This is a genomic window from uncultured Porphyromonas sp., assembly GCF_915070105.1.
GTDB lineage: Bacteria > Bacteroidota > Bacteroidia > Bacteroidales > Porphyromonadaceae > Porphyromonas.
In genome coordinates this window covers 1-8,374 of the sequence record NZ_CAJZFJ010000081.1, presented here as the reverse complement: position 1 = coordinate 8,374, position 8,374 = coordinate 1, and the positions used below count along the sequence as shown (strand labels likewise).

The following is an 8,374-nucleotide window of genomic DNA, read 5'->3' as shown; positions in this document are numbered from 1 at the left end:
TAGATACTTCTATCTTCGGCGTATGCTCCTTGACGACTTTGCCCTCGCACTATGGGGGGTTCATGCGTCAGCCCTGACAAAGGGATGCTTAGTTAAGCGGAGGAGGGGATGGCTTGACTGTTGATGTTTGAGGCCTGCTGATCTGTGAGGTCGTTGGATGGATTCGGTAGCGGCTTTGTTGTGAGGGATTTTTGGGGGGTATTATCCGTCCTAGTGTCCCTTTGGGGTTCGTTGCACTACAAGCCCTTAGAGAGCGGGAGCACCGAGGATAAAGTAGGCCGATGACAAGGGACGCAACAGCCTACAGAGCGTCTTTTGAGGTCGTTGCAGGAGACGTCTACAGAAGAGATCATTGTGGTGCTACTTGTATATTCGCAGAATTATACTACTTTTGCACTCGGGTAAGTCCTATACGACCAGCTCCCTTTGACTCCCCCAGGGCTTGATCGCAGCAAGGGTATTAGGTTGTAGCGGTGCGATGTAGATCGCTTACCCACCTGCCTCTTTAGCTCAGTTGGCCAGAGCACGTGATTTGTAATCTCGGGGTCGTTGGTTCGAATCCGACAAGAGGCTCAGATGAGTGCCATCCATTACCACAATGGATGGCACTCGTCGTTTGTGGATGTGCCTATATGCAGAGATGTAGGACTTCAGGTGTGTGTCTCCACGAGCATGGTAGGGGAGTGCTCTGGTGATTTATACTGTCAATACAAACATAGGTGCTGTCTATCGTGTTATGTAGCATATAGAGTTAATTGCTACCTTTGCATAGTCTACGTTGCAAAATGAATGGGTAATATAGATTTATTTCCTTTATTGTTTGTCCGTAGATGAGCGAGCAGTCCTGCACACAATGATAATTAGGAAGAGTGCAGGCATGATAAGCTGAGTAACAAAGGATAAACGAATATAATTATGGCTAAACTGAAGAAAGAAGATCTGCTGTCGATGTACCGCAAGATGGAGGACATCCGCAACTTCGACAACAAGGTCAATCAGCTCGTACGCCGAGGAGAGGTCCCCGGCATGACGCACTTCTCCGTAGGAGAGGAGGCCGCTAACGTAGGTGCTATCGCAGGGCTAGAGCCAGGCGACCTGATCACCTCTAACCACCGAGGTCACGGCCAGAGCATAGCCATGGGCATCGACCTCAATGGTATGATGGCCGAGATCATGGGTAAGGCTAACGGGGTCTGTAAGGGTAAGGGTGGCTCAATGCATATCGCCGACGTAGACGCTGGTAACCTAGGAGCAAATGGTATCGTCGGTGGTGGTATGGGTATCGCCATCGGAGCTGCCCTCACTCAGCAGATGAAGAAGACGGGTAAGATCGTCATGTGCTGCTTCGGGGATGGAGCTACGAACGAAGGCTCCTTCCACGAGACACTCAATATGGCTGCTATCTGGAACCTTCCCGTCATCTTCTATTGTATCAACAACGGCTATGGTATCTCCACGCCGATTAGCACCGTCATGCGTACCAAGCACGTCTACGAGCGTGCAGCTGCCTATGGCGTCCCAGGTGTCTTCATCGAGGACGGGAATGATCTTCTCGCCGTACGTGAGACGATGGACAAGGTCATCAAGGACGTACGCGCTGGTAAGGGGCCTGTCCTCGTAGAGGCGATCTCCTACCGATGGTTTGGTCACTCTACATCTGACCCCGGTAAGTATCGTACGAAGGAAGAGGTGGATGAGTGGAAGAAGAAGGATCCTATCCTGAAGTTCCGCAACTACCTCGTCGAGAAGAAGCTCGCCACTGTGGAGGAGCTAGATGCACTAGAGAAGGCAAGCCACGATGCGATCGACGTCGCAGTGGAATTCGGACGCAAGGGGCCAGAGCCCTCTCCCGAGTCTGCCTTTGAAGATATCTTCACCGAGTAGCCCTCTTCACTAACCCTATTAAAAGAATAGACGACAATTATGATAGAAGGACAAGAAACAAAGGTGATGTCCGTGCGTGACGCCATCATCGAAGCTATGAGCGAAGAGATGCGTCGGGACGAGAACGTCTTCCTCATCGGTGAGGACGTGGGTGTCTACGGTGGTGACTTCGGGACGTCTGTCGGGATGCTCGAGGAGTTTGGCAATGAGCGAGTACGTGATACGCCGATCTCGGAGAATGCTATCTCGGGCTGTGCCGTAGGGGCAGCTCTGACGGGGATGCGCCCAATCGTGGATGTGACATTTATGGACTTCATCGTCTACATGATGGACAACATCGTCAATCAGGCTGCTAAGACCCGCTATATGTATGGTGGTAAGGGTTCGGTGCCCGTGGTCTTCCGCTGTGCGGCTGGCTCTGGTCTCGGCTCTGCGGCTCAGCACTCACAGAGCCTAGAGTCGTGGTTCTGCCACATCCCCGGTCTCAAGGTCGTAGCTCCAGGTACGCCTGCTGACGTGAAGGGGCTGCTCAAGGCTGCTATCCGTGACAACAACCCCGTCATCTTCCTCGAGTACAAGGCTCAGTATAATATGAAGGGTGAGGTCCCCACCTCTCCTGACTTCGTGCTACCTATCGGTAAGGCCGATATCAAGCGTGTGGGTAAGGATGTCACGGTCGTGACCTATGGTCGTATGCTCGAGCGTGTACTCCAGGCTGCTGATAAGGCTCTCGAGAAGGGGATCGAGGTAGAGGTCGTAGACCTAATGACCCTAGCTCCGCTTGATCGTGAGACCATCATCAACTCTGTGAAGAAGACTGGCCGTGTACTACTGGTGAACGACGCTCACAAGACAGGTGGCTTCCTCGGCGAGATCGCAGCCTCGATCGTAGAGAGTGGTGCCTTCGACTATCTCGATAGCCGTATCCTTCGCCTAGCTGCTGAGGATATTCCTACCCCCTACAACCATTCGCTAGAGGTCGCTATGCTACCCGATGTCAATCGAATCCTAAAGTACATCGAACGCCTCTACGACAAGCGTTAGTCATCACTAAGCAAGAAAAGATCTGTGTATAGCCCTCTACTTCCTAAGCAGGTGAGGGCTATACTCAATAAGAAATAATCAATATGGGAAATGAAAAACTGAGAGCCACACCCGCAGCTCGCTCCCTCGCTCATCGCATGGGGGTAGATCTGAATGCTATAGTTGGCTCAGGCTACAAGGGGCGTATCCATGCCGAGGATGTAGCAGAGTTCAGCTACGAGAAGGCTGGGGGGATCACACCTCTAGCCAAGAAGATCGCTGAGTCGTTTGGGTTAGATACCTCCACGCTCAAGGGTTCTGGCTACCGGGGCAAGATCACACGTGCAGACGTCGCTGCTGCCCTAGGGGATCGCTACTACCCCAACCTCGAGGCTATCCTCGACCCCTTCACCCTCACGCCTAAGACAGCTGCTCCCGCAGCCGCCCAGGGTACACCTGCCGCTGCCCCCGCCGCTCCGGCAGCTCCCGCAGGCTCTGCTGCTCCACAGGGTGGGGTAGAGCTCGTACCGATGAACATGATGCGTCGTGTCATCGCCAAGCGTATGAGCGATAGCTACTTCTCCGCTCCTACCTTCGTCCTCAACTACGAGGTAGATATGTACGAGGCCACCAAGCTCCGTAAGCAGCTCCTCGAGCCCATCAAGGAGAAGACGGGCAAGAAGCTCACCGTGACGGACATCATCTCGATAGCCGTCGTACGCACCCTGATGAACCACCCCTATATCAATGCGACCCTCACGCCCGACGGCTCTCAGATCGAGCTACATCACTATGTGAACCTCGCTATGGCTGTCGGGATGGACGAAGGTCTCCTCGTCCCCGTGGTACATGGAGCTGAGAAGCTCGGGCTCGTAGACCTGATGCTCCGCCTCAAGGACATCACCGAGCGTGCCGTGGGCAAGAAGCTCACCCCTGCAGATCAGGAGGGTAGTACCTTCACGATCTCCAACCTCGGGATGTATGGTGTCGAGTCCTTCACATCCATCATCAACCAGCCTAACTCCGCTATTCTCTCCATCGCTGGGACGAAGGAGATGCCCGTCGTGCGCAACGGTGAGGTCGTCATCCGCCCCATCATGAAGATGAGCCTGACGAGCGATCACCGTGTGATCAATGGGCTCGCCGCTGCGAAGTTCATGCAGGAGCTCAAGGCCACACTGGAGTCCCCACTGCCTCTGCTCGTTTAATTCCCCCTCAAGTACGAAACACAAAAGATAGATCCTAAATAGATATGGCAACAGAGATCATCATGCCCAAGACGGGCCTAGACATGACCGAAGGTGAGATCGTCAGCTGGCGTAAGAACGAGGGCGACCCCGTACAGGCTGGGGAAGTCCTTCTGGAGATCATGACCGACAAGACCAGCATGGAGCTCGAGGCAGAAGCCTCAGGTGTCCTGCTGAAGATCACTCATCAGGCTGGAGAGACCGTGCCCATTGCTGAGGTCATCGGCTATATTGGTGAGGCAGGTGAAAGCCTTGAGACGGTCCGCACTAAGGACGAGATCGTTCCCGAGAAGCAGGAAGGGCCTAGGCACGAAGGTGCCCCCCTACCTCTCGTTCACCTCGAGGGCTCCTATCACCTCTGTGTGATCGGTGGTGGCCCTGCTGGTTACGTCGCTGCTATCCGTGCTGCTCAGCTCGGTGCTAAGGTGGCGATCGTTGAGAAGTCTGAGTTCGGTGGTACCTGCCTCAACAAGGGCTGTATCCCCACAAAGACCTTCCTCCGCAATGCTGAGATCCTAGAAGGGGTAGAGCAGGCCGCTGCACGTGGGATTAACTTTGCCGATATGAGCTTCTCTGTCGATATGAAGAAGCTTGTAGCCTATAAGGACGGCGTAGTCAAGAAGCTCACCGGTGGTGTCTACTCACTGCTGAAGAGCAACGGGGTAGAGGTCTTCCGTGGTGTCGGTAAGATCAACCGTGATAAGGACGTCGTTGTCGATGGTAAGGATATCATCAAGGCAGACAAGGTCATTCTCGCTGGTGGCTCAAAGGTAGGTCGTCTGCCTATCCCAGGTATCGACCATCCCGCAGTCCTCACAAGCGATGATATCCTGAGCCTACAGGAGCGCCCAGAGAGCCTCGTCGTCATCGGAGGTGGTGTCATCGGTGTCGAGATGGCCGAAGCCCTTGTATCTCTTGGTACAAAGGTCACGATCATCGAGATGGCAGACCACATCATCCCTGCCCTCGACAAGGAAATCTCTCAGACCCTACGTGCAGAGCTGGAGAAGCGTGGTGTGAAGATCCTCACCGGTGCTGGTATCGAGAAGATCGAAGACCGCTCTGGCAAGCTCGCTGCTATCCTCAAGGATGGTACGGTCATCGAAGGCGAAAAGGCTCTCCTCTCCATCGGTCGTGTGCCTGACCTAGAGGGTGTGGGTGAGATCGAGTTTGAGACCGAGCGTGGACGCATCAAGGTCGATAAGTTCATGGAGACGAGCGTCAAGGGTATCTATGCTCCTGGAGACGTCAACGGTCTGAAGATGCTTGCTCACACTGCCTTCCGCATGGGTGAGGTCGCAGCAGAGAATGCCCTGCGTGGCAACGAGCGTGAGCTGAATATGCTCTCTGCCCCCTCTGTGGTCTACACTCGTCCCGAGGTAGCGACCGTCGGTCTAACCGAAGATCAGGCTCGTGAGAAGTATGGCGACATCCGCGTAGGTAAGTTCCCCTTCGCTGCTAATGGTCGTGCACTGGCTTCTGGTGAGACGGCTGGCTTCGTGAAGGTTATCCTAGACAATAAGTATGGTGAGATCCTCGGTATCCACATCATCGGTGCTATGGCTGCCGAGATGATTAGCCAGGCCTCTCTGATTATGGAGATGGAGGGTACGGCAGAGGAAGTGATCGATACAATCTATGGTCACCCCACTTACTCCGAAGCGCTGTACGAAGCCCTCGCTGATGCCCTCGGTGTGGCTATCCACCTTCCTGCTAAGAAGAAGTAGTCCGAGCCACTTCACCTACTTCGCTCCTTCTCAAGGGCGATTAAAATTAGTAGATCCCCCATGCACAGCTCTTGTGTATGGGGGATTCTTTTGTTTTGAACCTGTTGATTTGGTGGGGGCTCTCAGCTCAGGGCCGACGCATGATCTCGCTCGCACACTCCTGCCTTTGGGTCTTCGGGGTATTATTTCATATCCCAGGGATTCTTAGCCCATCACTAGAGATCCTACGTATTATCCCCACGAAACAGACATACAAGCGAGCCTTACAGAGGACATACTTAGAGCGCACTTGTGTACACGCGTGTACACTCATCCCTCCTCGGTAGGAGGTATACGCTGGGGATCTCTACACCTAGGACACGGATACTTCTATCTTTTCGGCGTATGCGCCTTGACGCTCTTGCCCTCGCACTATGGTGATTTCATGCGTCAGCCCTGTCTCTCACCCCCTTCCAATCAGTAGATTCCGTAGGGGATTTATCTTCTTAGATGGAGCTATAGGCTGGTATAGTAGGTCAGATTGGGAGCTGAAGGATGGGGGAATGCTGGCCTTGCTTGGTGGTCTGCTAGATCTTACGTACCTTTGGATAGAGGAATATCAAGAATCACCGCTTGGGCTATATTCATCTTTGGGTGAGGTGACCTCCCTTTGGGGTCTAGGTTTGTAGTCTCCTCCAGCATCTCTGAGGGTGATGTGAGAGTAGCTCATCGTCTCTATGTAATATATCGCTCTCCCTCTGAGGGCGGGATTTTGTTTTAGAGAGGAAAAGCAGTATTTTTGAAGCCCAAAGGGGTATCTCCCAGTGAGCACTTCCCTCTAAGGAAGGGTCAAGCCAAGCGGGCAAGGCTCATCAATAGCCCCTCATTCAGAGGGTGTAGGCATATCACGAAGCCCCCTCCCTAAATCTATAAACTCGGGATGGCGCCACTTGTCTGCTCTCCACCTCTCTCTTATATCGGGTGAAATCAAAGAACAAACGAAATAATAAACTTACTAACTCACAAAAACTATTTCGACAATGAAAAAGGTATTCGCAACCCTTGCTTGCGTAGCTCTTCTCTCTGCCGGCTTCTCTACAGTCGCTATGGCACAGAATGCAGATAGTGCAGCTGCTCCTGCAGCTGCTCAGGTAGATCAAGCTGCTCCCGCTGCTGCTCCCGCCGCTGCTCCTGCTACGGACGATGCAACAGCCCCTGCTGGTGCTCAGGAAGAAACTAGCTTCCACCAGTCCCTCAAGACGAAGTTCATCGAAGGGGGTGCAGACTTCATGGCTCTGATCGCCATCACGCTCATCCTCGGGCTGGCTATCTGCCTAGAACGTATCATCTATCTAAACCTAGCGAACACGAACCCTGACAAGCTTCTCAAGGACATCGAAGATGCTCTCATCAAGGAAGGTAACCTCGAAAAGGCTAAGGGTATCGCTCGCGACACACGTGGTCCTATCGCCTCTATCGCCTACCAGGCTCTTCTTCGTGCCGATCAGGGTATCGACATCGCTGAGAAGTCTGTAGTATCCTATGGTGGTGTACAGGGCGGTCTACTCGAAAAGAACCTCTCTTGGATTACCCTCTTCATCGCTATGGCTCCTTCTCTCGGGTTCCTTGGTACGGTCGTAGGGATGGTGCTTGCCTTCGATAACATCGAACGCGTAGGTGATATCAGCCCAACGGTCGTTGCTGGTGGTATGAAGGTGGCTCTTATCACGACCATCGGTGGTCTTGTTGTTGCTCTGATCCTTCAGGTCTTCTACAACTATATCCTCTCTCTCGTAGAAGGTATCCTCAACCGTATGGAAGATGCTTCCATCTCTCTACTTGACCTGATCGTTAAGTACAACGTCAAGAACAACAAGTAATCCCTAACTCATAACAAATAAAGACAATGGCTGTAACCACGATACGCAAGGTATCCAGCTATACTTTATTGGCCCTCTCCTGCATTAGCGTGCTAATCTTTTTCCTCTTCTTCCTAGGAGGATCGGAAACAGATGCTAAGGGGAACACGGTCTATGAGTATACGGGTACCCTCCTCTACTGGACGTATGCCCTCTTCCTGGTGACCATCTCTGCCACGCTCATCTTTGCGTGCAAGAACTTTGCCAGCTCCTTTCAGACTAACTCCCGTGGAGCTCTCGTCTCCATCGGCGGTCTCGTAGCGTTCCTCGCCCTTCTGGCTATCACCTATGCTATCGGCAGCGGAGAGCCCATCAAGGGGCTTAACGAGGCTTCCCAAAGCTACAACACCTCTGGTTGGCTTAAGGTCACTGATATGTGGCTCTACTCCATCTATGTCCTCTTCTTCCTAACCATCGGCGCTGCCATCTGGGGCGGCATCTCTAAGGCTCTGAAGAGGTAAGAGTTGATAATCAATAACGAATAAAGCAGAAAGCACTATGGCAAAAAGAAAGACTCCCGGTATTAACGGGTCATCATCAGCCGATATCGCTTTTATGTTGCTTATCTTCTTCTTGATTACAACTTCAATGGATA

At 52.8% G+C, this 8,374-nt stretch carries 7 protein-coding genes and 1 tRNA gene; all 8 read left to right on the top strand.

What is annotated here, in order from left to right; all coding sequences use genetic code 11:
* Positions 1 to 499 precede the first annotated feature (499 nt).
* Positions 500 to 573: transfer RNA gene (locus QZ554_RS07515), tRNA-Thr, on the top strand.
* 342 nt (positions 574 to 915) lie between these two features.
* Positions 916 to 1,884 (top strand): thiamine pyrophosphate-dependent dehydrogenase E1 component subunit alpha, encoded by a 969-nt coding sequence (locus tag QZ554_RS07510; protein ID WP_297195531.1) that lies wholly within the window; start codon positions 916 to 918, stop codon positions 1,882 to 1,884.
* Between the two features lie 39 nt (positions 1,885 to 1,923).
* Positions 1,924 to 2,928: an alpha-ketoacid dehydrogenase subunit beta gene (locus QZ554_RS07505; protein WP_297195529.1), complete on the top strand. Its 1,005-nt coding sequence runs from the start codon at positions 1,924 to 1,926 to the stop codon at positions 2,926 to 2,928.
* Positions 2,929 to 3,011: 83 nt separating this feature from the next.
* Positions 3,012 to 4,115 carry a dihydrolipoamide acetyltransferase gene (locus QZ554_RS07500; RefSeq protein ID WP_297195527.1) on the top strand — a complete coding sequence of 368 codons (1,104 nt, stop codon included), beginning with the start codon at positions 3,012 to 3,014 and terminating at the stop codon, positions 4,113 to 4,115.
* A 44-nt stretch (positions 4,116 to 4,159) separates the two neighbouring features.
* Positions 4,160 to 5,881: a dihydrolipoyl dehydrogenase gene (gene lpdA / locus QZ554_RS07495; RefSeq protein WP_297195525.1), complete on the top strand. Its 1,722-nt coding sequence runs from the start codon at positions 4,160 to 4,162 to the stop codon at positions 5,879 to 5,881.
* A 1,019-nt stretch (positions 5,882 to 6,900) separates the two neighbouring features.
* Positions 6,901 to 7,740, top strand: a complete 840-nt coding sequence (locus tag QZ554_RS07490) for a MotA/TolQ/ExbB proton channel family protein (RefSeq protein WP_297195523.1) — start codon at positions 6,901 to 6,903, stop codon at positions 7,738 to 7,740.
* A gap of 26 nt (positions 7,741 to 7,766) precedes the next feature.
* On the top strand, positions 7,767 to 8,240 hold the full coding sequence (locus QZ554_RS07485) for a hypothetical protein (RefSeq protein ID WP_297195521.1): 474 nt from the start codon (positions 7,767 to 7,769) through the stop codon (positions 8,238 to 8,240).
* 37 nt (positions 8,241 to 8,277) lie between these two features.
* On the top strand, positions 8,278 to 8,374 hold a 97-nt coding region (locus tag QZ554_RS07480; protein ID WP_297195533.1), incomplete at its 3' end, for a biopolymer transporter ExbD.

Excerpts from the sequence above, each read along its gene's own strand:
- lpdA (WP_297195525.1), top strand. The coding sequence starts at position 4,160 with ATGGCAACAGAGATCATCATGCCCAAGACGGGCCTAGACATGACCGAA.
- QZ554_RS07500 (WP_297195527.1), top strand. The coding sequence starts at position 3,012 with ATGGGAAATGAAAAACTGAGAGCCACACCCGCAGCTCGCTCCCTCGCT.
- QZ554_RS07505 (WP_297195529.1), top strand. The coding sequence starts at position 1,924 with ATGATAGAAGGACAAGAAACAAAGGTGATGTCCGTGCGTGACGCCATC.
- QZ554_RS07510 (WP_297195531.1), top strand. The coding sequence starts at position 916 with ATGGCTAAACTGAAGAAAGAAGATCTGCTGTCGATGTACCGCAAGATG.
- QZ554_RS07485 (WP_297195521.1), top strand. The coding sequence starts at position 7,767 with ATGGCTGTAACCACGATACGCAAGGTATCCAGCTATACTTTATTGGCC.
- QZ554_RS07490 (WP_297195523.1), top strand. The coding sequence starts at position 6,901 with ATGAAAAAGGTATTCGCAACCCTTGCTTGCGTAGCTCTTCTCTCTGCC.